At 72.5% G+C, this 22,604-nt stretch carries 22 protein-coding genes; 13 read left to right on the forward strand and 9 right to left on the reverse strand.

The genetic code is table 11. From position 1 onward, the window contains the following. Positions 1-15: 15 nt before the first annotated feature. Positions 16-1,794 (reverse strand): acetyl/propionyl/methylcrotonyl-CoA carboxylase subunit alpha, encoded by a 1,779-nt coding sequence (locus CUT83_RS15160; RefSeq protein ID WP_101255216.1) that lies wholly within the window; start codon positions 1,792-1,794, stop codon positions 16-18. Positions 1,795-2,171: 377 nt separating this feature from the next. Between CUT83_RS15160 and CUT83_RS15165 the strand changes: the two genes are divergently transcribed. After that, positions 2,172-2,672, forward strand: coding sequence for a hypothetical protein (locus tag CUT83_RS15165; protein WP_101256421.1), 501 nt, complete (start codon positions 2,172-2,174; stop codon positions 2,670-2,672). Here CUT83_RS15165 and CUT83_RS15170 read toward each other — a convergent pair. The 4 genes from CUT83_RS15170 to CUT83_RS15180 form a co-directional block, all read right to left on the reverse strand. Then, a complete protein-coding gene (locus tag CUT83_RS15170) occupies positions 2,653-3,267 on the reverse strand; it encodes a nucleoside triphosphate pyrophosphatase (RefSeq protein WP_101256422.1) in 615 nt (204 codons plus the stop codon). The genes CUT83_RS15165 and CUT83_RS15170 overlap by 20 nt on opposite strands. Before the next feature lie 50 nt (positions 3,268-3,317). Further along, a complete protein-coding gene (gene mmpB / locus CUT83_RS31600; RefSeq protein ID WP_369126572.1) occupies positions 3,318-3,437 on the reverse strand; it encodes a morphogenic membrane protein MmpB in 120 nt (39 codons plus the stop codon). 90 nt (positions 3,438-3,527) lie between these two features. Beyond that, a complete protein-coding gene (locus tag CUT83_RS15175) occupies positions 3,528-3,743 on the reverse strand; it encodes an acyl-CoA carboxylase subunit epsilon (protein ID WP_101256373.1) in 216 nt (71 codons plus the stop codon). A gap of 57 nt (positions 3,744-3,800) precedes the next feature. Continuing rightward, on the reverse strand, positions 3,801-5,408 hold the full coding sequence (locus CUT83_RS15180) for an acyl-CoA carboxylase subunit beta (RefSeq protein WP_101256374.1): 1,608 nt from the start codon (positions 5,406-5,408) through the stop codon (positions 3,801-3,803). A gap of 138 nt (positions 5,409-5,546) precedes the next feature. On the opposite strand from CUT83_RS15180, the gene CUT83_RS15185 reads away from it, so the two are divergent. The 5 genes from CUT83_RS15185 (at position 5,547) to hutH (ending at position 11,667) form a co-directional block, all read left to right on the forward strand. After that, positions 5,547-6,425, forward strand: coding sequence for a biotin--[acetyl-CoA-carboxylase] ligase (locus CUT83_RS15185; RefSeq protein WP_101256375.1), 879 nt, complete (start codon positions 5,547-5,549; stop codon positions 6,423-6,425). A gap of 229 nt (positions 6,426-6,654) precedes the next feature. Next, positions 6,655-7,725, forward strand: a complete 1,071-nt coding sequence (locus tag CUT83_RS15190; protein WP_240957566.1) for an adenylate/guanylate cyclase domain-containing protein — start codon at positions 6,655-6,657, stop codon at positions 7,723-7,725. A gap of 161 nt (positions 7,726-7,886) precedes the next feature. Further along, positions 7,887-8,687, forward strand: a complete 801-nt coding sequence (locus CUT83_RS15195) for an enoyl-CoA hydratase/isomerase family protein (RefSeq protein ID WP_101256423.1) — start codon at positions 7,887-7,889, stop codon at positions 8,685-8,687. A 107-nt stretch (positions 8,688-8,794) separates the two neighbouring features. After that, positions 8,795-10,006 carry a GGDEF domain-containing protein gene (locus CUT83_RS15200; RefSeq protein WP_101256424.1) on the forward strand — a complete coding sequence of 404 codons (1,212 nt, stop codon included), beginning with the start codon at positions 8,795-8,797 and terminating at the stop codon, positions 10,004-10,006. A gap of 104 nt (positions 10,007-10,110) precedes the next feature. Further along, entirely contained in the window at positions 10,111-11,667 is a 1,557-nt protein-coding gene (gene hutH / locus CUT83_RS15205) for a histidine ammonia-lyase (protein WP_173915079.1), read from the forward strand. Here the strand turns inward: hutH and CUT83_RS15210 are convergent. Next, complete coding sequence (locus tag CUT83_RS15210; protein ID WP_101256378.1) at positions 11,648-11,986, reverse strand: hypothetical protein; 339 nt, start codon at positions 11,984-11,986, stop codon at positions 11,648-11,650. The genes hutH and CUT83_RS15210 overlap by 20 nt on opposite strands. Before the next feature lie 410 nt (positions 11,987-12,396). Here CUT83_RS15210 and CUT83_RS15215 point away from each other — a divergent pair, with 410 nt between their 5' ends. The 3 genes from CUT83_RS15215 (at position 12,397) to CUT83_RS15225 (ending at position 18,298) form a co-directional block, all read left to right on the forward strand. Continuing rightward, the gene (locus CUT83_RS15215; RefSeq protein ID WP_101256379.1) at positions 12,397-13,680 is read left to right on the forward strand and encodes a L,D-transpeptidase; all 1,284 of its coding nucleotides are present in this window, start codon (positions 12,397-12,399) and stop codon (positions 13,678-13,680) included. A gap of 458 nt (positions 13,681-14,138) precedes the next feature. Continuing rightward, positions 14,139-17,471, forward strand: a complete 3,333-nt coding sequence (locus tag CUT83_RS15220; RefSeq protein WP_338154113.1) for a S8 family serine peptidase — start codon at positions 14,139-14,141, stop codon at positions 17,469-17,471. 284 nt (positions 17,472-17,755) lie between these two features. Beyond that, the gene (locus CUT83_RS15225) at positions 17,756-18,298 is read left to right on the forward strand and encodes a type 1 glutamine amidotransferase domain-containing protein (RefSeq protein WP_101256381.1); all 543 of its coding nucleotides are present in this window, start codon (positions 17,756-17,758) and stop codon (positions 18,296-18,298) included. Positions 18,299-18,394: 96 nt separating this feature from the next. Here CUT83_RS15225 and CUT83_RS15230 read toward each other — a convergent pair whose 3' ends face one another. Next, on the reverse strand, positions 18,395-18,691 hold the full coding sequence (locus CUT83_RS15230; protein WP_158239020.1) for a YrhB domain-containing protein: 297 nt from the start codon (positions 18,689-18,691) through the stop codon (positions 18,395-18,397). A gap of 214 nt (positions 18,692-18,905) precedes the next feature. Here CUT83_RS15230 and CUT83_RS15235 point away from each other — a divergent pair, with 214 nt between their 5' ends. The 3 genes from CUT83_RS15235 to CUT83_RS29845 all read left to right on the forward strand — a co-directional run bounded on the left by CUT83_RS15235 (position 18,906) and on the right by CUT83_RS29845 (position 20,548). Next, a complete protein-coding gene (locus CUT83_RS15235) occupies positions 18,906-19,250 on the forward strand; it encodes a hypothetical protein (protein WP_101256383.1) in 345 nt (114 codons plus the stop codon). A 391-nt stretch (positions 19,251-19,641) separates the two neighbouring features. Beyond that, on the forward strand, positions 19,642-20,052 hold the full coding sequence (locus CUT83_RS29840) for a hypothetical protein (RefSeq protein ID WP_143688570.1): 411 nt from the start codon (positions 19,642-19,644) through the stop codon (positions 20,050-20,052). A gap of 166 nt (positions 20,053-20,218) precedes the next feature. Beyond that, the gene (locus tag CUT83_RS29845; RefSeq protein ID WP_143688571.1) at positions 20,219-20,548 is read left to right on the forward strand and encodes a hypothetical protein; all 330 of its coding nucleotides are present in this window, start codon (positions 20,219-20,221) and stop codon (positions 20,546-20,548) included. Between the two features lie 713 nt (positions 20,549-21,261). Here CUT83_RS29845 and CUT83_RS15250 read toward each other — a convergent pair. After that, positions 21,262-21,504, reverse strand: coding sequence for a DUF7848 domain-containing protein (locus CUT83_RS15250; protein ID WP_240957550.1), 243 nt, complete (start codon positions 21,502-21,504; stop codon positions 21,262-21,264). Then, on the reverse strand, positions 21,504-21,743 hold the full coding sequence (locus tag CUT83_RS15255) for a hypothetical protein (protein ID WP_101256387.1): 240 nt from the start codon (positions 21,741-21,743) through the stop codon (positions 21,504-21,506). Before CUT83_RS15255 ends, CUT83_RS15250 begins: the two co-directional genes overlap by 1 nt. A 144-nt stretch (positions 21,744-21,887) precedes the next feature. Here CUT83_RS15255 and CUT83_RS15260 point away from each other — a divergent pair, with 144 nt between their 5' ends. Then, complete coding sequence (locus tag CUT83_RS15260) at positions 21,888-22,604, forward strand: helix-turn-helix domain-containing protein (RefSeq protein WP_173915080.1); 717 nt, start codon at positions 21,888-21,890, stop codon at positions 22,602-22,604.

Consider the following 22,604-nt stretch of genomic DNA (forward strand, 5'->3'; position numbering starts at 1 on the left):
CGGGCCGGTTCGGGTTCAGTCCTTGATCTCGCAGATGACGGCGCCGGCGCTGACACCGGTGCCGACGGCGGCGGTCAGGCCCTTGACGGTGCCGGCGCGGTGGGCGTTGATGGGCTGTTCCATCTTCATCGCCTCCAGCACCACGATCAGCTCGCCCTCGGCCACCGTCTGGCCCTCCTCGACGGCGATCTTGACGATGGTGCCCTGCATCGGGGAGGCCAGCGCGTCACCGGAGGCGGCCGGACCGGACTTCCTGGCCGCGCGGCGTTTGGGGCGGGCGCCGCCGGCCGCGGCGGTACGGGCCAGGGACATGCCCAGCGCGGCGGGCAGGGAGACCTCCAGGCGCTTGCCGCCGACCTCGACGACCACCGTCTCGCGGCCGGGCTCGTCGTCGTCCTCGGCGTCCGCGCCGGGCGCGGTGAACGGGCTGATCTCGTTGACGAACTCGGTCTCGATCCACCGGGTGTGGACCTCGAAGGGGCCGGCGGGCCGGCCGTTGACCTCGGGGGCGAAGGCCGGGTCGGCGACCACCGTGCGGTGGAAGGGCAGGGCGGTGGCCATGCCCTCCACGGTGAACTCCGCCAGCGCCCGGGCGGCCCGCTGCAGCGCCTGGGCCCGGGTGGCGCCGGTGACGATCAGCTTGGCCAGCAGCGAGTCCCAGGCCGGGCCGATGACCGAGCCGGACTCCACCCCGGCGTCCAGGCGCACGCCCGGGCCGGCGGGCGGATCGAAGCGGGTGACGGTGCCCGGGGCGGGCAGGAAGCCCCGGCCGGGGTCCTCGCCGTTGATGCGGAACTCCAGCGAGTGGCCGCGCACCGGCGGGTCGTCGTAGCCCAGCGGTTCGCCGTCGGCGATGCGGAACATCTCGCGCACCAGGTCCAGGCCGGTGACCTCCTCGGTGACCGGGTGCTCGACCTGCAGGCGGGTGTTGACCTCCAGGAAGGAGATGGTGCCGTCCTGGCCGACCAGGAACTCGCAGGTGCCGGCGCCGACGTAGCCGGCCTCCTTCAGGATGGCCTTGGAGGCGCGGTACAGCTCGGCGTTCTGCGCGTCGGTCAGGAACGGGGCGGGGGCCTCCTCGACCAGTTTCTGGTGGCGGCGCTGCAGCGAGCAGTCCCGGGTGGAGACGACCACCACGTTGCCGTGGGTGTCGGCCAGGCACTGGGTCTCCACGTGCCGGGGCCGGTCCAGGTAGCGCTCCACGAAGCACTCGCCGCGGCCGAAGGCGGCCACCGCCTCGCGCACCGCGGAGTCGTACAGCTCGGGGACCTCCTCAAGGGTGCGGGCGACCTTCAGGCCGCGTCCGCCGCCGCCGAAGGCGGCCTTGATCGCGATGGGCAGGCCGTGCTCGGTGGCGAAGGCGACGACCTCGTCCGCGCCGGAGACCGGGTCGGGGGTGCCGGCCACCAGCGGGGCGCCGGCGCGCTGGGCGATGTGGCGGGCGGCGACCTTGTCGCCCAGGTCGCGGATGGCCTGCGGAGGCGGGCCGATCCAGGTCAGCCCGGCGTCGAGGACGGCCTGGGCGAAGTCGGCGTTCTCCGACAGGAAGCCGTAGCCGGGGTGGACCGCGTCGGCGCCGGAGTCGGCGGCGGCCCTGAGCACCTTGTCCATGTCCAGGTAGCTGGTGGCGGGGGTGTCGCCACCGAGCGCGAAGGCCTCGTCCGCCGCCCGCACGTGGAGCGCGTCCCGGTCCGGGTCGGCGTAGACGGCCACGCTCGCGATCCCGGCGTCCCGGCAGGCCCGGGCGACCCGGACAGCGATTTCACCGCGATTGGCGATGAGCACCTTGCGCACGATGGCTTCCTCCTTGGCGCTGGGCCGCAACATATGAGCGATGTGAGTTTAGGTATCGGCGACACCGCAGGCCGAGTCGCCCAGGGGGGTGAGCTTGCCCACACGGAATGTGATCCCGAAAGTCCCCGGGAGCCCAAATCCCTTGTGGGTACACGGTACGCCGCGATCTCGCGTCCGGCTGGAGATCTTCGGTGTGGTCAAGGTTACTGTCCGGCTGAGAAACGAGCGTCCCTGACTCTTTGTGGGATTCCTACGAACGGAGGGGTGATTCTTTGCCGGGGCGCGAGGTCTTTCCCGAGCCGTTACCCGTTAGTAGCATGCGCGCTGTCGAAGGGGCCGCGCACCGCGCGCCCACGGGACGAGGGGTGGGGGACGGGATGGCGCTCAGAAGGCCGGTGGCCCTGACGGCGGCCGCCGTGCTCGCGGCCGAAGCCGCCGGCGCCGGGTGGCTGCACTGGGTCCTGGGCCTCATGGTCGACCGTCAGGAGATGTCCCTGGCCGGGCTCGACCCGCACCTGATGGCCCTCTCGACGTGGACCGGCGGTGTGCTCGTCGGCGCCTACCTGCTGCTGTGCGCCGCACTGCTGCTGCGTACGGGGCTGGCCGACCGGCCGCCCGGCCGCCCCTCCCGCGCCCTGCTGGTCGCCGCGGCCGTGGTGCACGGGGTGCTCGGCGCCCTCGGCGTCGGGCTGGTTGGCTGGGCCGCGTTCGCGGCCATGATGCTCGTGCTGGGACTGCTGGTGCTGACCCTGGTGGCGTACGGCCCCCGCGGCCGTACGAAGGAGACGCGGGGTCCGGACGCGCCGGAGGGCCCGGAGGGATCCGGGGAGGCTCCGGCGGGACCGGCCGGGCCGCCTCTTACGCCCACAGCTCCGTGACGGAGACGCCCAGTTCGGCCAGGAGGCGGCGCAGCAGCGGCAGCGACAGCCCGATGACGTTGCCGTGGTCGCCCTCGATGCCGTCGACGAAGGGGGCCGAGCGGCCGTCGAGGGTGAAGGCGCCCGCGACGTGCAGCGGTTCGCCGCTGGCGACGTAGGCGGCGATCTCCTCGTCGCTCGGCTCACCGAAGCGGACGGTGGTGGCGGCGGTCGCCGAGACGCGGCGGCCGGTGGCCGTGTCCACCACGCAGTGCCCGGTCACCAGGACGCCCGCCCGCCCGCGCATGTCCTTCCAGCGGGCCGTGGCCTCCTCGGCGTCCGCCGGCTTGCCCAGCGGCCGCCCGTCCAGCTCCAGCACCGAGTCGCAGCCGACGACGAGTGCGCCCGCGGCCTCGGGGCGCCCCGCCACGGCGCCGGCCTTCGCCTCGGCCAGCAGCAGGGCCAGCTCGCCCGGGGTGGGGGCGTCCAGGGCGTCCTCGTCCACACCGCTGACGATCACCTCGGGCACCATCCCCGCCTGCCTGAGCAGCCCGAGCCGGGCGGGGGACTGGGAGGCGAGGACGAGACGGCGGCGGGGCGCGTTGGTGTGGGCCATACGGCCCATCCTAGGAAGCCTCCCGACCGCCCGGGGCCGGGGCCGCTCGCTCACAGCAGCAGGAAGACCGCCACCATGGCGACGGCGAGCAGCCAGCCGGTGCGGCGGAGCATCGCCTGGGTGGTGCGCAGCTCCTCGGGGGGTTCGTCGGCCGGGTCGGACCAGAGCATGCCCCGATCCTGCGCCACGGCCGGGCCGGGCGCCTGAGTACGCGTACTCAGGCGCCCGGCCGTGTGCGGTGTCTCTCGCCGATGGGCAGGTCAGGCGGGCCAGTACGCCGTCCGCCAGGCCCGCGGGCCCGGGTGCGGCAGGCGGTGGCCGGGGACGGTGCGGGCCGGGTCCGACCACTCCGAGCCGCGCTCGGCGGACCCGTCGGCCTCCTCCGCGGCCGCGAGGGCCGCGGCCCGGGTGCGCACCACCGCCAGGGCGGCGGCCAGTTCCTCGGGGGTCGGGTTGCCGCGTACGACCTTGATCACGTCACGGTCTCCTCGCTGTCGCGGGCGGTCAGGGCGGTCAGGGCGGTCACGGGGCGGTCAGAGGGGGATGTTGCCGTGCTTCTTCGGCGGCAGCGACTCGCGCTTGTTGCGCAGCGAGCGCAGGCCCCGCACGATGTGGCGGCGCGTCTCGGAGGGCACCACCACCGCGTCCACGTACCCGCGCTCGGCGGCCACGTACGGGTTGAGCAGGGTGTCCTCGTACTCGGCGGTCAGCTTCGCCCGCAGCTCCTCGCGCTCCTCGTCCGTCTTCGCCGCCGCCAGCGTCCTGCGGTGCAGGATGTTGACCGCGCCCTGCGCGCCCATCACCGCGATCTGGGCGGTGGGCCAGGCGAGGTTGAGGTCGGCGCCCAGGTGCTTGGAGCCCATCACGTCGTACGCGCCGCCGAACGCCTTGCGGGTGATGACGGTGATCAGCGGCACCGTCGCCTCGGCGTAGGCGTAGATCAGCTTGGCGCCGCGCCGGATGATGCCGCCGTACTCCTGGTCGGTGCCGGGCAGGAAGCCGGGCACGTCCACGAAGGTCAGCACGGGGACGTTGAAGGCGTCGCAGGTGCGCACGAAGCGCGCGGCCTTCTCGGAGGCGTCGATGTCCAGGCAGCCGGCGAACTGCATCGGCTGGTTGGCGACGATCCCGACCGGGTGGCCCTCCACCCGGCCGAAGCCGGTGAGGATGTTCGGCGCGAACAGCGGCTGGGTCTCCAGGAACTCGCCGTCGTCCAGCACGTGCTCGATCACGCCGTGCATGTCGTACGGCTGGTTGGCCGAGTCCGGGATCAGCGTGTCCAGTTCGAGGTCGGTCCCGGAGGTCTCCAGGTCCGCCTCCTCGGGGAAGGCGGGCGGCTCGGAGAGGTTGTTGGACGGCAGGTACGACAGCAGCGCCTTGACGTACTCGACCGCGTCCTCCTCGCCGGAGGCCATGTAGTGCGCCACGCCGGAGGTGGAGTTGTGGGTGCGGGCGCCGCCCAGCTCCTCGAAGCCGACGTCCTCGCCGGTGACGGTCTTGATGACGTCGGGGCCGGTGATGAACATGTGCGAGGTCTGGTCGACCATCACCGTGAAGTCGGTGATCGCCGGGGAGTAGACCGCGCCGCCCGCGCACGGACCCACCACCAGCGAGATCTGCGGGATCACACCGGAGGCGTGGGTGTTGCGGCGGAAGATCTCGCCGTAGGCGCCGAGCGAGGCCACACCCTCCTGGATGCGGGCGCCGCCGGAGTCGTTGATGCCGATGACCGGGCAGCCGGTCTTCAGCGCGAAGTCCATCACCTTGACGATCTTCTGGCCGTAGACCTCGCCCAGCGCGCCGCCGAAGACGGTGAAGTCCTGGGAGAAGACGGCCACCGGGCGGCCGTCGACCGTGCCGTAGCCGGTGACGACACCGTCGCCGTAGGGGCGGTTGGCGTCCAGGCCGAAGTTGGTCGAGCGGTGGCGGGCGAACTCGTCCAGCTCGGTGAACGACCCCTCGTCCAGGAGCAGTTCGATTCGCTCGCGGGCGGTCAGCTTGCCCTTGGCGTGCTGCTTTTCCACCGCGCGCGCCGAACCCGCGTGCGTGGCCTCCTCGATGCGCCGCCGCAGATCCGCGATCCTGCCCGCGGTCGTGTGACGATCCTGGTCCTCGGGGGCTGGGCTCTGCTGCTCGGACACGGGCTGCGGCTCCTCGTCGTGGCGTGCGGTCGTCGTGCGTCGTGCGTCGTGCGTCGTGGCGTCTGGCTACCGACTCGTAGCGTATCGGCGCGGGAGTGATCCGGCGGTGCGGCGTTTGCCACACCTAATCTGTCTTGCATGACACCGAACGACCCGTCGGACAGTCCCTGGTCGGACCTGGAGCGCCCCCCGCTGAACGCCGCCTCGCTGCGCCGTGCGCTGGTGCGGCCCGAATCGCTGTGGACCTCGCTGGAGGTGGTGGACTCCACCGGCTCCACCAACACCGACCTCGCCGCGCGGGCCGCCCGCGGCGAGGCACGGGAGGGGGAGGTGCTGGTCGCCGAGCGGCAGACCGCGGGGCGCGGGCGGCTGGAGCGCACCTGGACGGCGCCCGCCCGCTCGGGGCTGTTCCTCTCCGTGCTGCTGACCCCCGAGGCGCCCGCCGACCGGTGGAGCTGGCTGCCGCTGCTCGCCGGGGTCGCCACCGCCTCCGCCCTGTCCCGCGTCGCCGGGGCGGACGTGGTGCTGAAGTGGCCCAACGACGTCCTGGTGCGCTCCGGGGACGAGGAGCGCAAGATCGGCGGCATCCTCTCAGAGCGGGTCGAACGCCCCGGCGGCCACGCCGCCGTGGTGCTGGGCATCGGTCTCAACGTCACACTGCGCGAGGAGGAACTGCCGGTGCCCGGGGCAGGCTCCCTGGCCCTGGCGGGCGCGCGCGTCACCGACCGCGACACCCTGCTGCGCGCGGTGCTGCGCTCCGTGGAGGAGTGGTACGGCCGCTGGCGGGAGGCCGGCGGCGACCCGGAGGCGAGCGGAGCGCGCGAGGCGTACACCGCCGGCTGCGCCACGCTGGGCCGGCGGGTGCGCGCGGTGCTGCCCGGGGAGCGCGAACTGCTGGGCGAGGCGGTCGCCGTGGACGGTGCGGGACGCCTGGTCCTGGCCGGCGCCGAGGGTGTGCAGCAGCCGGTGGGCGCGGGTGACATCGTGCACCTCAGGCCCGGTTCACAGGGGGAGTAGGGGCGGCCGCGGGAGCGGTCGCCGGGAGAGTGAGCCAGGGCACACCTGCCGTATCGTTGAGTCGACCCAGCGCGGCGGGCGCGGCGGCAGTGAGTGGATCGGAAGGGCAGTGGACGACTCGGGCACCCCAGCCGAAGAGCCGGCGACGGACGGCGAAGCGGCCGGTGAGGCGGCCGGTGAGGCGGACGGTGAGGTGACCGATGGGGTGACCGGTGAGGCGGACGGTGAGGTGACCGGTGAGGCGGCCGGTGGGGCGGCTCACGAACAGGCCCCTTTGGAGGGGGACCCCCTCGCGCTCCGCATCGAGCAGCTGATCCTCGGCGCCGGCCGGCAGTACACGCCCTTCCAGGCGGCCCGCGCCGCCGACGTCCCCATGGAGCTGGCCGCCCGCTTCTGGCGCGCGATGGGGTTCGCCGACATCGGCCAGGCCAAGGCGCTCACCGAGACGGACGTGATCGCGCTGCGGCGGCTGGCCGGCCTGGTGGAGGCGGGGCTGCTGAGCGAGGCGATGGCGGTGCAGGTGGCGCGGTCCACCGGGCAGACCACCGCGCGGCTGGCCGAGTGGCAGATCGACTCCTTCCTGGAGGGCCTGACCGAGCCGCCCGAGCCGGGCATGACCCGCACCGAGGTGGCCTACCCGCTGGTCGAACTGCTGCTGCCGGAACTCCAGGAGTTCCTGGTGTACGTCTGGCGGCGGCAGCTCGCCGCCGCCACCGGCCGGGTGGTGCAGGCGGCCGACGACGAGGAGATGGTGGACCGGCGCCTGGCGGTCGCCTTCGCCGATCTGGTCGGTTTCACCCGGCTGACGCGCCGGCTGGAGGAGGAGGAGCTGGGCGAGCTGGTCGAGGCGTTCGAGACCACCGCCGCCGATCTGGTCGCCGCGCACGGCGGCCGGCTGATCAAGACGCTCGGCGACGAGGTGCTCTACGTCGCCGACGACGCGGGCACCGCGGCCGAGATCGGGCTGCGGCTGATCGAGACCCTGGCCAACGACGCGACGATGCCGGAGCTGCGGGTGGGCATGGCCCTGGGCACGGTCACCACCCGGATGGGCGATGTCTTCGGCAACACGGTCAACCTGGCCAGCCGGCTGACCTCGATAGCGCCCAAGGACGCGGTGCTGGTGGACGGCGCGCTGCGCGCCGAGCTGGTGGCCGCCGGGGAGGCGCCGGAGTCGGAGAAGGAGACGGACGCCGACGCGCCGTACCGCTTCGCGCTGCGGCCCCTCTACCAGCGCCCGGTGCGCGGCCTGGGCGTCATCGAGCCCTGGCTGCTGACCCGCCGCGCCCCCGGCTCCTGACCGCCGTCCGGCGGTCTCGCACCACCCCGGCTCGCGGCGCCCCCCGTCCGCGTACCGCCGCCCGCCCCTGACGTGCCGGGCGGGGCGGATGGCATGATGCGCCCGTACACCAGTGAGCGATCGTTAACCGGAAGGGCTGCGTGGGCGACGTGAGCGAGGGCGTGGGCGAGGAGCGGTTCGGCGAGTGGGTCGCGGTGCGGCGGGAGCCGGAGGGACACGTCGCCGAGCTGGTGCTGGACCGGCCGAAGGCGATGAACGCCGTCTCCACCGAGATGGCCCGGAACATCGGGGACGCCTGCGCCGCGCTCGCGGCGGACCGGCGGGTGCGCGCCGTGGTGCTCTCCTCCACCCACGAGCGGGCGTTCTGCGTGGGCGCGGACCTGAAGGAGCGCAACTCCTTCAGCGACGCCGACCTGTCCCGGCAGCGGCCGTACGCCCGCGCCGCCTACACCGGGGTGCTGGAGCTGCCGATGCCGACGATCGCCGCCGTGCACGGGTTCGCGCTCGGCGGCGGCTTCGAGCTGGCCCTGTCCTGCGACCTGATCGTCGCCGACCCCACCGCGGTGGTCGGCCTGCCGGAGGTGTCGGTCGGGGTGATCCCCGGCGGCGGCGGCACCCAGCTCCTGCCGCGCCGGGTGGGCGCCGCCCGCGCCGCGGAGCTGGTCTTCACCGCGCGCCGGGTGGAGGCCGACGAGGCCCGCGGGCTGGGCCTGGTCGACCATCTGGCGGCCCGCGGCGAGGACCGCGCCGAGGCGCTGGAGCTGGCCCGGCGCATCGCCGCCAACTCCCCGGTGGGCCTGCGGGCGGCCAAGCGGGCGCTGCGCACCGGATGGGGGATGAACCTGCGCGCCGGTCTGGAGGTCGAGGACGCGGCCTGGCGCTCGGTGGCGTTCTCCGGCGACCGGGCCGAGGGGGTCGCCGCCTTCAACGAGAAGCGGGCCCCGCGCTGGCCGGGGGAGTGACCCGGCGACGAGCGGGCACGAGCCCGGTGAGCCGGACGGGCCGGTGCGAGCCGGTCGGCGACCCGGAGTGAAGGCCCATAACCTGGGTCGTGTGGATCGGGTACGGCATGGGTGACGACGCGCGGCTGAGGACCGTGGTGGGGCTGGCGCAGGAGATGGCCGCCGCCCACACCCTGCGCGAGGTCGCCCGCACCGCCGCCGAGGGCGCGCGGGCCGCGCTGGGCGGCTCCTTCGCGGCCCTGTCCGTCTGGGAGCGCGAACGCGGCCTGCTGCGGGTGCTGGTCAACACCGGCGAGCGGCGCGGGGACGAGGAGGAGTTCCCCGAGGACGAGACGTACCCGGTCCACGACTTCCCCGAGATCACCGGCCTGCGCCACGGCGGCGGCCCCGGGGCCGGGACGCACGCCTGGGTGGAGACGGCCGCCGACGGGGAGCGGGCCTCTCGGTACGGACCCGGGGCGCCCCGGGAAGGCCGGCCGCCGGCGCTGCGCCGGCGGGGGCGCGGCTGCTGTGTGGTCGCCCCGGTCGTGGTGGACGGGCGGGCGTGGGGCGAGCTGTACGTGGCGCGCGAGCCCGGCCAGCCGGTCTTCGACCGCGCCGACGCGGACTTCGCCGAGGCGCTGGCCTCGGTGATCGCGGCCGGGATCGCCCAGACCGAGCGGCTGGAGGAGGTGCGCCGGCTGGCCTTCACCGACCCCCTCACCGGCCTGGCGAACCGCCGGGCGGTGGATGTGCGGCTGGACGAGGCGCTGGAGCGGCACCGCGCGGACGGGACGGTGGTCAGCCTGCTGGTCTGCGACGTCAACGGGCTGAAGGGGGTCAACGACGTGCTGGGCCACGATGCGGGCGACCGGCTGCTGGAACGTTTCGCCTCGGTGCTGTCCCTGTGCGGCGCGATGCTCCCGGAGACCCTGGCCGCCCGGCTGGGCGGGGACGAGTTCTGCCTGCTGGCGGTGGGGCCGCCGGCGGACGAGGTGGTCCGGGTGGCGGACGAGGTGTGCCGCCGGGCGGCGGAGCTGGAGACGGGGCAGGGGGTGGCCTGCGGGGTCGCCTCGACGGGCGATCCGATAGGCCCGGTCCGCTCGGCCCGCCGGCTGTTCCGTCTCGCCGACGCCGCCCAGTACCGGGCCAAGGCCGCCCGTACCGACAAGCCGGTGGTGGCCGGGCGCGAGGGCGGCGGCGGGGAGATTGGTGCGGCCGGACGGGCGGAGGGCCCCGAGTACACCGGGGACGCCGTGGTCCGCCTGGCCGACCAGGCCGAGGAGGGGCGGATCGGAGCCCGGGGCGACCGCCGCCGGCTGCGCGGCCTGGACGTGTGAGCGCTTGAGGCGCGGGCCCGGGGAGTACGCGGGTCCGGCGCGGGCCGGGCGCGGTCCCGGCAGGGTCGTGACAGAACTCGATTCACTCTTTAGTGTTCCTGAATATGGATATGCAGAACCGCGTGGTGATCGGCTCCTCCGGCACCACCGCCGAGGACGTCGTAGCCGTCGCCCGCGGCCTGGCCCGCGTCGAACTGTCCGACGAGGCGCTGGCCGCCCTGACCGCCGCCCGCCGGATCGTCGACGACCTGGCCGCGGCCCCCGACCCCGTATACGGCGTCTCCACCGGCTTCGGCGCCCTGGCCGTCCGCCACATCCCCGCCGGGCTGCGCGTACGGCTCCAGCGCAACATCGTCCGCTCGCACGCCGCCGGCATGGGCCCGCGCGTGGAACGCGAGGTGGTGCGGGCGCTGATGTTCCTGCGGCTGAAGACACTGGCCTCGGGCCGCACCGGGGTACGGCCCGAGGTGGCCCGCGCCATGGCGGACCTGCTCAACGCGCGCATCACACCCGTCGTCCACGAGTACGGCTCGCTCGGCTGCTCCGGCGACCTGGCGCCGCTGTCGCACTGCGCGCTGGCCCTGATGGGCGAGGGCGAGGCCGAGGGCCCCGACGGGCGGGTGCGGCCGGTGGCCGAACTGCTGGCCGAGCACGGGCTGGCCCCCGTAGAGCTGCGGGAGAAGGAGGGGCTGGCCCTCCTCAACGGCACCGACGGCATGCTCGGCATGCTGGTGATGGCCTGCGACGACCTCGCCCGGCTGCTGACCTGCGCCGACATCACCGCCGCCCTCACCCTGGAGGCGCTGCTGGGCACCGAGCGGGTGCTCGCGCCCGAGCTGCACGCCGTCCGCCCGCACCCCGGACAGGCAGCCTCCGCCGCCAACATGCTCAAGGTCCTGGCCGGCTCCGAACTCACCGGCCACCACCAGGACGACGCCCCGCGCGTGCAGGACGCCTACTCGGTGCGCTGCGCCCCCCAGGTCGCGGGCGCCGGACGCGACACCCTGGCGCACGCCCGCACCGTCGCCGAGCGGGAACTGGCCGCGGCCGTGGACAATCCGGTGGTGCTCCCCGAGGCGGGGCGGGTGGAGTCCAACGGCAACTTCCACGGCGCTCCGGTCGCCTACGTGCTGGACTTCCTGGCCATCGCCGCGGCCGATCTGGCCTCCATCGCCGAGCGCCGCACCGACCGGCTGCTGGACCGCAACCGCAGCCACGGGCTGCCGCCCTTCCTGGCGGGCGACGCGGGCGTGGACTCGGGGCTGATGATCGCCCAGTACACCCAGGCCGCCCTGGTGAGCGAGATGAAGCGGCTGGCGGTCCCGGCCTCGGTGGACTCGATCCCGTCCTCGGCCATGCAGGAGGACCACGTCTCGATGGGCTGGTCGGCAGCCCGCAAGCTGCGCACCGCCGTCGACGGGCTGACCCGCGTGGTGGCCGTGGAGCTGTGCGCGGCCGCCCGCGCGGTCGAGCTGCGCGCGGCGGAGGGGCTGACCCCCTCGCCCGCCGCCTCGGCGGTGGTGGCCGCGGCGCGCGGGGCCGGGGTGCGGGGCCCGGGGGAAGATCGTTATCTGGCGCCGGAGTTGGCGGCGGCGGAGGCGTTCGTCCGCACGGGAGGGCTGGTGGCGGCGGCCGAGGCCGTCACCGGACCGCTGGCGTGAGCCCCTCACGGCCGGTCCGGACGCGGGCGTTGACCAGCAGGGCGACGCCCGCGCCGAGGAATCCGAGACCGCCGACGAGGTAGGGCGTGCTGTCGAAGGTGCCGGTGTCGGCCAGCACCACCTCGCCTTCGGAGCCGGCCCGCGGCCGGTCCTGTGCGCCGGCCTGTGCGTCGGTCCGTGCGCCGGCCTGTGCCTGCGAGGCGGCGGATCCGGCCGGTTCGCCGTCACCGGTGGCGTTCGCGGACGGTACGAACCACAGCCCGCACAGGAGGCCGCCCGCGACGGCGGCGGTCACCAGCGGTCGACGGTGTGCTCGCACGGAAGAGCCCCCTCGGTACAGCGGATCGGTGGTGCTGTGACCGATGCTAACGACGGGAGGGGGGCCGCGTGAAGGGCGGCCGGTGCCCGTGGTCTCCCACCGCCCGGCCGCCTCATGCGAAATCGGTCACATTGCCATATAAGCGCCGTGACAGGAGGAAAGTGCTGTGATGTGATCGGGTGTCACGGGTGGACGGGTCGCCGGTAACGATCCGGACCCGAGGGGGGAATTCCCGTCCGCCAGTGCAACCCCTGGTGACCGAAGGGTGTCTTACCCCACAGTCTTACCCTGGGTGGAACGGGTCACAGTTCCCTCGCGTTCTCGTATGTGCGGCCGTGGGGTGGATGTCCCGCTTCGCCTTCACCGGACGGCGTGGGACGCGGAACGGGGAGCCAGAGGTTCGTCAGCGGATGGAGAAGCGTGTGATGAGGGACGGCAAGCGCCGCAGGAGCGTCGTGGCGGCGGCCGCGCTGCTCAGTGGAGTGCTCACACTGTCGGCGTGCGGGGGTGAGAGCGGCAGCGCCGACGGCGGGTCCGACGCCGGTTCCGCGAAGAAGCCGGAGAAGGAGCAGGCCCAGGTGGACAAGGCGGCGGCGGAGAAGTCCTCCGACGCCCGAATACTCATCACGCCCAAGGACGGCGCGGACAACGCCAGCATCCACGCGGCCGAGGTCGGGGTGAAGGGCGGCAAGCTCACCTCGGTGACGATGAAGGCAGCCGCGACCGGCCAGGAGGTCGAGGGCACCCTCGCGGCCGACGGCAGCGGCTGGAAGCCCAACGGCCAGCTGCAGCGCGCCACCCGGTACACGATCTCCGCCGAGGCCGAGGACTCCGAGGGCCGCAAGGTGCTGGAGAACGCCACCTTCACCACGGTCTCGCCCGACAACAGCTTCATCGGCTACTTCACGCCCGAGGACGGTTCGACCGTCGGCGTCGGCATGCCCGTCTCCCTCAACTTCGACAAGGGGATCACCGACAAGAAGGCCGTCCAGGCCGCGATCGAGGTCAACACCACCAGCGGCCAGGAGGTCGTGGGCCACTGGTTCAGCGACACCCGCCTGGACTTCCGGCCCAAGGACTACTGGAAGGCCGGCTCCAAGGTCACCGTCGACCTCAACCTCGACGGCGTCGAGGGCGCGAACGGCATCACCGGCGTCCAGGACAAGAGCTTCAGCTTCACCGTCGGCCGCTCCCAGGTCAGCACGGTCGACGTGAAGACCAAGACCATGGAGGTCGTCCGGGACGGCAAGACCGTCAAGACCTTCAAGATCTCCGCGGGCGCGCCGGAGACCCCCACCTACAACGGCCAGATGGTGATCTCCGAGAAGTACAAGGAGACCCGGATGAACGGCGCGACCGTCGGCTTCACCGACGACGACGGCAAGGGCGAGTACGACATCCCCGACGTGCCGCACGCCATGCGCCTGTCGACCTCCGGCACCTTCATCCACGGCAACTACTGGGGCGCCGACTCGGTCTTCGGCAACGTCAACACCAGCCACGGCTGCGTCGGGCTGAACGACGTCCAGGGCGCGGACGACCCCGGCCAGGACGGTGCCTGGTTCTTCAAGAACTCGCTCCTGGGCGACGTGGTCATAGTCAAGAACTCGCCCGACAAGCAGATCACCCCGGACAACGGGCTCAACGGCTGGAACATGTCCTGGGAGGACTGGAAGGCCGGATCCGCCCTCTGATCCGCCCTCCGATCCCCCAGATCCTCCGCAAGAGCCCGTGACGGCTCGCTGACGGCATCCACCGCTCCTTCGGAGCACCTCCCGGAAGGCGGCGGGAACGGCGCACCGCGCTGTTCCCGCCGCCTTCCGCCGTTCCCCGTTCCCGCCGGGCGGCCTCGCGGCCGGGCACCGGAAGAACCGGAAGACGGGCCGGAGACGAACCGGACAGGCCCCGGGAGCGTCCTCACCGTCGCGAGAGCCGGAAGCGGCCCGCTTCGACCCCGGACCGAGGGGAACCGGCGCGGCGTCACACCCAGAACACCTGTCCCATACGAGGCCGTATGGTGCGGGCGTCACGGCCTCCCGCAGACTGATCGCGCCGGGGGGCCGCAGGGGTCCCCCCACGCATGGTGATCACCTCACCAGGGGGAAAGTTGACACAACGGAGGAGAGCGGGCGCCGCCGCGATAGCCACCGCCGTGGCCGTCGCACTGACGATGGGGCTGACCACCGCATCGTCCGCCGCCCCGAGGACCGGCCCGGACGCCGCGCCGGACGCCGCGCCGCAGACCGCACCGAGGACAGGGCCGGGAACGGGGGCGTTCCCGGCGGGCCCGCCGCGGGGAACCGACCGGACCGAGCGCGGCCGGCGCTCCGTCACCCTCGTCACCGGCGACCGGGTCGTGCTGGACCGGCACGGCAGGGTCACCTCGGTGATCCGCGCCGAAGGACGCGAGGACGTACCCGTCCGGGTCGTCCGCACCGGGGACCGCACCTATGTGATCCCGCAGGACGTCACCCGCCTCATCGCCGAACGCAGGCTCGACCGGAGGCTGTTCGACGTCACCGAACTCAGCCGCGAGCAGTACCGGGACAGGACCGGCACCGACGTACCGGTCATCGTCACCTACCGCGGCGCGAGACCCGCGGCCAGGGCCGAACTCCACGCCGAGGCCGAACCGACCGTGCGCGCCGCCTTCCGGTCGGTCAACGGCGAGGCGCTGGCCGTCGCCGTGGACCGGGCCGCCAAGGCGTGGAAGGCCCTGACCCGCCCGGCCTCGGCCGGACAGCTCGCGGCGGCGCCCGGAGTCGCCACCGTCTCCCTCGACGGCGTCCGCAGGGCGGCGCTCGACACGAGCACCGCGCGGATCGGCGCCCCGGCGGCATGGAAGGCCGGCTACGACGGCAAGGGCGTCACCATCGCCGTCCTCGACACCGGCATCGACGCCGCCCACCCCGACTTCGCCGGGCGGATAGCCGCGGAGAAGAACTTCACCGCGTCCGAGGACACCGAGGACCGCTACGGGCACGGCACCCACGTCGCCTCCATCGCGGCCGGCTCCGGAGCGAAGTCCGGCGGCCGCTACAAGGGGGTGGCCCCCGGCGCGAAGCTGCTCAACGCCAAGGTCCTCGACGACGCCGGCTACGGCAGCGACTCCGAGATCATCGCCGGGATGGAGTGGGCCGTCGCACAGGGCGCCGAGGTGGTCAACCTCAGCCTCGGCGGCGGCGACACCCCCGAGATCGACCCGATGGAGGACGCCGTCGACCGGCTGTCGCGGGACAGCGGCGCCCTCTTCGTCATCGCCGCCGGCAACGAGGGCCCCCATGCCTCCAGCATCTCCAGCCCCGGCAGCGCGGACGCCGCGCTGACGGTCGGCGCCGTGGACAAGCAGGACGCCCTCGCCGACTTCTCCTCCATCGGCCCGCGCACCGGGGACGGCGCGGTCAAGCCCGACCTGACCGCCCCCGGCGTGGACATCGGCGCCGCGGCGGCCGAGGGCAGCATCGTCGAGCAGGAGGGCGACCCGGTCGCCGACGGCTACGTCTCCATCTCCGGCACCTCCATGGCCACCCCGCACGTCGCCGGCGCGGCCGCGCTGCTGGCCCAGCGGCACCCCGACTGGACCGGCGAGCGGATCAAGGGCGCGCTGACGGCCTCCACCGAGCCCGGCAAGGGCTACACCGCCTTCCAGCAGGGCTCCGGCCGGGCCGATGTGAACAAGGCGCTGAAGCAGACGATCGTCGCCGAACCGGTGTCGATCGGCTTCGGCACCGCCCAGTGGCCGCACGGCGACGACAAGCCGGTCACCAAGGACATCACCTACCGCAACCTGGGCACCGAGGACGTCACCCTCTCCCTGACCGCCACCGGCACCGACCCCCGGGGCAAGGCCGCCCCCAAGGGCATGTTCACCTTGGCTGCCGACGAGATCACCGTCCCCGCGGGGGGTACGGCCGAGGTCGCCGTCACCGCCGACACCCGGCTCGGCGGCAGCGTGAACGGCGGCTACAGCGTGGCGGTCACCGCGGCCGGCGGCGGCCGGAGCGTCCGCACCGCGGGCGCCGTCGACCGCGAGGTGGAGTCCTACGACCTGACCGTGCGCACCCTCGGCCGCGACGGCGGGCCCGCCCCCCTGTGGAGCAGCATGCTCGTCGGTTACCGGACCGATGTGTTCAAGAGCCTGACGGGCGAGGACGGCACCACCACCGTCCGCGTACCCAGGGGCACCTACGCCCTGTCCACCGACATCGCCCTGCCCGGCGGCACCGAGGAGGAGTACGAGGGCAGCGACTGGCTCGTGGCCCCGGCGGTCCGGCTCACCAAGGACACCACCGTCACCTTCGACGCCCGCAGGGCCGAGGAGGTGAGGATGACGGTGCACGACCGCAGGGCGAAGCAGATCGACCTGTCCGTCGAGTACACCGGCACCCTCGGCGACGAAGGCTACGTCGGCCTCTACGGCGGCACGGAGGGCGGCGGGCGGGCCCTGCGCACCGCGCAGGTCGGCGGCACGGGCGACGTCGAGGCCACCTCGACCGCCGCCGCCGTGTGGACCCGCAAGGGCACCGACTACAACACCTTCCACGTCCGCGAGGGCGGCTTCTACACCGGCCTGAGGACACACACGAAGAAGTCGCAGATGGCCAGGCTGAACGTCCGGCAGGGCGCCTCGGCCCCAGGACGCACCGGAGTCCTGGCCACCGTGCCCTCAGCCGTGGGCTCCTTCATCGGGACCGAGCGCAGGCTCCCGAGCACCAACACGGTCTACGTCAAGGCCGAGGGCACCCGCTGGTCGCAGTACTTCACCCAGCTCGGCCCCGAGGGCGACTTCGAGGCCGACTACTACACCGACGAGCGGAAGTTCACCGCGGGCAGGACCTACCACCGCACCTTCAACAACGCCGTATTCGGACCCCACCTGGACGAGTACGGCGGCATCTTCCGCGACGGCGACGAGCTCTACGGCATGCTGAACCCGCTCACGGACGGCGCCGGCCACCACGGCGACGTCGCCTACGACTCGGCGCGGACGACCCTGTACCGCAACGGCGAGAAGTACGCCGAGGAGAAGGAGATCCTCGACCACACCGGCTTCACCCTCCCCAAGGGCAGGGCGGAGTACAAGCTGGTCACCACCCTCAGCCGGGCCAAGACCTCCCGGCTGAGCACCAGGGTGAGCGCCACCCACACCTTCACCTCGGCCCGCACCTCCGGCGAGACCCGCCTCCCGGCGACGGCCGTGCGCTTCGCGCCGAAGCTGGCCCTGGACGGCACGGCCAGGGCGAGGGCCGTCATGAGGGTGCCGGTCACCGTCCAGGGAACGGCCGCCGGCAAGCACCTGAGGTCGCTGACCGTCCACGTCTCCTTCGACGGCGGCGGGAGCTGGAGGAAGACCACCGTCAGGAAGGGAAAGATCACCTTCAGGAACCCCGGCAGGAAGGGCACGGTCTCCTTCAGGGCGAACGTGAAGGACAACAAGGGCAACACCCTGTCCCAGACGATCGTCAACGCCTACCGCACCAGGTGACACCCGCGGTCACACGGGCGACACCGTGCCCATGAGCCACATGCGGCCACCGGTGACAGTGCGGCCCGCCGGAGCGATCGCTCCGGCGGGCCGTTCCGCGTCATCGGGGAGGCGGACGGGGCCGGCGGGGCGGGAGATGCGAACGGTGCCGCGATACGGGACCGTTCCGCCCGGAAAGACACGGAAAGTGGCATAGGACCGCTCCCGGCGGAAACCCGTATCGAGGTACGGGGGAGTACGCAGCATGTACCGAGGACCCGAGCTGCCGAAAGGACGTGGCAGAAGTGAAGGTCGCCTTTCTCGTCGCCCCCGAGGGCGTGGAGCAGGTAGAGCTGACCGAACCGTGGCAGGCCGTGATCGACGCCGGAGGCACCCCGAGCCTGCTGTCCACCACCGGCGGGCGGATCCAGGCGTTCAACCACCTCGACAAGGCCGACACCTTCGAGGTGGACAAGCAGGTCGGCCGGGCCGCGGTCGAGGACTACGACGGACTGGTGCTGCCCGGCGGCGTCGCCAACCCCGACTTCCTGAGGATGGACGAGGGCGCAGTCTCCTTCGTCCGGGAGTTCTTCCAGACCGGCAAGCCGGTGGCGGTGATCTGCCACGGCCCGTGGACGCTGATCGAGGCGGACGTGGTGCGCGGCAGGAAGATCACCTCCTGGCCGAGCCTGCAGACGGATCTGCGCAACGCCGGCGCCAACTGGGTCGACGAACAGGTCTCCGTCTGCACCGATGGACCGAACACCCTGGTCAGCAGCCGCAAGCCGGACGACCTCAAGGCGTTCAACCAGGCGTTCCTGCGGGAGTTCCAGACCGTCTCGGCCTGACCACGCCACGCGGCTTCCGGCCCCGCCCGACCCGCTGTGGGCCGCCCGCCACCCGCGGGCGGCCCACACGCGCGCCCAGACCAGGACTCCTGGCGGTCAGGCGCTAGCGGTGTAGGCGTCCCTGGCCAGCTCACCCAGGTACTCGCCCAGCGGCTGGTGGGTCGGGGGGAAGTGCGGCCCGCTGCCGTCCTTGGGCACGACCACCACGCGGACGAAGGGCGCCAGCGCCATGTTCCCGGTGTCGATGTGCTCCTGCGAGTCGAACCGCACCGCCCACGCCACCGGGTGCTCCTGCGTCAGCCCGTCCTGCACGACGATCGTGAACTCCCCCTCGGGGAAAGCCTCGTCGAGGAACCGGCGGGCGGAGTCGATGGCCTCGTCCCGTGAGAGCACTGGAAGTCTCCTTGGTATCGCTCAGAACCTTCGGGGAACCGGCGGACCCCGGCGCTCGGACGGCGTGAACCCGCTTCCGGACGACCGCACCGCCATGACTGGCGCAGCATAGGACGATACGACCGGCCCGCGCCCCCCGGCCCGGTCCTCACCGCCGACCAGGGCCGGCGAGGCGGCGCAGCGCGCCGCGAACAGCACCCGCAACCGCAAGGCGGTGCTGCGCATCATCGACAACGGCTCGGTCCAGCCCGGCCAGACACTCCATTTCCGCGCCTTTCCGGAGTCCATGGCCTGGGACAACAACGAGATCGAGAGGTGGGTCGCCGAGGACCCCAGGCGCGGCCGCGCCACCTGGACCGGCGACCGCGGCCGCCCCCTGCGGTGGGAGTACGACGGGCAGTGCTACGCGCCGACGTCGCTGGTGAAGGAGATGGTCGAGCAGCTGACGGGGAACCGGCCCGGATACGCCTCCGGCCCCAGGTACTGGCTGGACTCCGAGGGGCGGGACCTGGCCGAACTGGCCGACCTCCCCGGCGAGCCCGCCCCCGACACCCCATGAGCACCGACGCCCCATGAGCACCGACGCCCCATGAGCACCGACACCTCATGAGCGCCGACACTCCCGAGCACCGGAACGCCACGCCCGTGGAAACGGACTACACGGCCGCGTCAAGGTGTCCGCCTCCGGTCTGCCCGGAGTGCAGCCGGCCCATGAGGTCCGGCGGCTCCGTGCTCTCGGGGCGGCAGGACGACGGCCGACGAGCCTGCCGCTCGCTGTGGAGTTGTGCCGGGCGGCACCTGTGGTGGAAATGGGCCGACCGGCCGGAGGAGCCGCTGGAGGCGTGCCCGTTGCCGGAACTGTTCCGCTGACACCAGCGGACGCCGACAGCCGGGAAGGGTTCCCGGGCAAGGCCCTTCCGCCGGACCAAGCCCCCTCTCACCGTGAGTCGGTGGCGTTCGCGGCGGTACTCAAACCGCCGGGCCGGGCCGTGCCTACCATCCGGATATGGAGAACAAGGGGCTGGGGTTTCTGGTGGGGCTGGGCGCTCGCGGGCTCGGTGTACCTCGGCTGTGGGGAATCGGTCCGGGGGTGCTCTGTCCCCGACGGCGGCGGCTGGTACTTCGCAGCGATGATGACGGTGCCGTGGCTCCTGACGTTCTTCGGTAACGCGGTCATCCGTGACGACGACTGGCGCCCGTCACTTGGCATAACAGCCGGGGCCGCCGCGGGCATCGCCTTCGCCCTGTCCAAGGACTCCATGCCGCCGCGCATGTGGATCCTGGCCGCGGCACTCATGGTCATCGCGATCGGTACACCATTGACGCTGTGGTACCGGGGGCGCAGCCGGCAGACCTCGTGAACGACGGGCACGTGCGACCTCTGAGAACGAGGAGGACCGGAGCGGGGTGCGGCGGCGACCGGGATCCCCAAGTGCTACTGGCGCCTGGACCCCACTCGATCACCCAGAGATGAATGAGGCCACGATGCGCCGGGTAGGGTCATAGCCCGCTGAAGGGGAGGGAACGTTGGACCTCAGTGAGGTTGAGAAGGCCGTAGACGACGGTAGAGGTTATGCAGCTATCAGCGTCAAGGCGCTTCGCAACGCTGTGGGGGCAGCCCGTGCGAAGAAGAACGTGGTGGCGGAGATCTCTGCCGGCCTACGGGCAGGTGGGTTCGGTCACGTACCGTTCGAGATACCGAAGCGCCAAGATCGGGTGGTTTTGGTGTACCGCCTCGGCCCTGGTACAGGTGCTGCGCTGATGGCGCTGGTGGAGGCGGCACACGGTGATGGTGAGCAAGCGAACGGTGCCGCGTGGCTTCTGAGCACCATGTTGGCGTCGGTCGACAGCAAGTAGGGCTGCGCGACTTCTGACATCCGCGATCGACATCAACGAGGCCGGACATCAGCGCACAGGGGCATCCTTGAGGGGCCGACAGACCAGTCGACGCTAGCGCCAAGAGCGGACTTGGATCGAACTTGTAAAGCGGTGGCCAGCATGCGGTCTGGGGTGGCTACCGCGGGCCGTTGATGCGTTCGGTTGCTCTCGCAGTAGGCGGGCTACCTCCTGGGCCGCGAGGGTCGGTAGGCGCAAGTGGAGGACGCCCGAGCCGTCGGCGTCGGTGTCGGCACGGGTTGCCAGCTCGGTGGTGTCGATGCCGGCGGAGGACAGGGCGTCGGTCAGGTCGGCCGCTGTGTTCGTCGCGTCTCGCCAGCCCGCCACGTAGTCCACGCCACGGACCCAGAGCCAGCCGTCCGGGTCCAGTTCGCCGCTCTCGGAGGCAGGGCCTGTCGGGGCGTGCTGCACTGAACTTCCCTTCCTGCGAATGAGGTTTGGCACCGTGCCGTTCGCGCTGACGATCAGGCATGACGGCGGCCCCGGTACTTATCGGGCACCGGGGTCCGCGAGGGCTCCCAGAGCCGGACCACCCGGATGCTGTCCGGGCGAGGGGTGGTCCGGCTTCTTCACTTGTCTTGCCGGTCAGCGTGGGTAGGGGTCGCCGGCTATCGCCAGCGGTATGACCACCGCGACCCAGAAGACGACCATCAGCACGCAGAACAGGCGCTGCCTCACAGGTACTCCCCCTCGGCAGGGGGCATGCGCCAGTTGCGGGTGACGACCTCCCGGTACGTGCGATGGGACGGGTGGCTTCCCGTGTGGGAGAAGGCCCAGGCGCGCGCCTCGTCGAAGTCCGCTTCCGTGCCGGAGGAGGCCAGGCACGAGGAGCACTCCAGCTCGTGCAGCATCTCGGGGGCGTCCGCGGTGATGTGCGGTGCCATCGTCCACGTGATGTAGCGGAAGACCGTGCGCATCACGGCGCGTCCTTGCCGTACGGGTTCCTGCTGTATGCGTTGACCTCGGCCAGCCGCGCGGTCAGCCGCTCCTTCGGGGTGACGGGCCGCACCTGGCCCGGGTCCGCGTCCCACTCCAGGCCGCCGCCGGGCGGTCTGAGCTGTACGTGCGAGCCGAGGTGGTCCATCACCCGGCCCACGCGGCCCGTTCGTTCGTCCAGCGCCAGCGTGCCCACGTCGAGGGCTCCCTTGTCGCTCATGCAGTGAGGATCACGCCGGTACCACGGACGTTGGTACCTCCCCCAAAACCCATTTGGGGACGTCCCGGAGTTGGTAGAACGTCCCTGGCTACGTCCCCGCGACCAGGGAGAGACTCGGTGCAGAACGAGCGACTACGAGCCGCCATGGCAGCCGGTGGGTGGACCTACGCCACCCTCGCGGCGAAGGCGGAGGTGGACCCCAAGTCCGTTGAGCGGTGGGTCAACCTCGGCCGTACCCCGCGCCGCACGACGGCGATGCTGGCTGCCGAAGCCTTAGGAGAAGACGTGCACGCACTCTGGCCGGCCCTGCGCCAGGCCCGCAGCGCACGAGCCATAAGTCCCGAACTGATGGCCCTGTACGACCAGCGCGCGGACGTTCCCGTGTCGACCTTCACGGACATGCTCGCCCAGGCCCGCGAGCACATCGACGTGCTGGTCTACGCGGCCGTCTTCCTGCACGAGGCGTACCCCCGCCTCAACGACCTGCTGCGGGAGCGGGCGGCCGAGGGGTGCACCGTGCGCATCGCCATCGGCGACGCCGACAGCGAGAACGTCCAGCAGCGCGGCCGGGAAGAGAAGTTCGGCCACGGCATCGAGTCCCGTTGCCGACTCGCGCTCATGCACTACCGGCCACTGGTCGGCGTGCCGGGCATCGAGATCCGCACGCACGGGACCACGCTCTACAACTCCCTCTACCGGGCAGACGATCAGATGTTGGTCAACGCCCACGTGTGGGGTGTCAACGCCTACGGGGCGCCCGTGTGGCACCTGCGCCGCCACGACAATGGCAAGGTCTTCGACACCTACGCGCAGAGCTTCGACGCCGTCTGGGCAACGGCGACACCGGTACGGGAAGAGTGA

It is taken from the genome of Streptomyces barkulensis (assembly GCF_002843305.1).
GTDB classification, from domain to species: Bacteria; Actinomycetota; Actinomycetes; order Streptomycetales; family Streptomycetaceae; genus Streptomyces; species Streptomyces barkulensis.